The organism is Streptomyces sp. URMC 126 (assembly GCF_051386555.1).
Classification (GTDB): domain Bacteria; phylum Actinomycetota; class Actinomycetes; order Streptomycetales; family Streptomycetaceae; genus Streptomyces.
In genome coordinates, this window is the sequence record NZ_JBPQTX010001128.1 from 1 (window position 1) to 251 (window position 251).

Annotated in this window: 1 pseudogene; it reads right to left on the reverse strand. The window is 75.3% G+C overall.

Going from position 1 to position 251, the window contains the following annotated elements:
• A pseudogene (locus ACSNOK_RS35365) lies at positions 1-251 on the reverse strand (amino acid deaminase); the annotation flags it as partial.

The following is a 251-nucleotide window of genomic DNA, read 5'->3' on the forward strand; positions in this document are numbered from 1 at the left end:
GGTGCGGACGAAGTCGGTGACGGTGCCGTCGGCCTCGGCGACCGGGATGAGCTGCCACCGGTCTAAGACCGTGCACGGGTGCGACAGGCCCAGCGCCACCCAGTCACCCACCTCCAGCTCCGCGCCCGGCGCGAGGCGGACGAAGGCGTGCTGGTCGGCCAGCTTCACCACCTCCACCCCGTCCGCGGCCCGCTCGGCGCCGCCGGCGGTGCGGACGGCCACCGGCTGGGGCAGGTCCAGGTCGTAGGAGG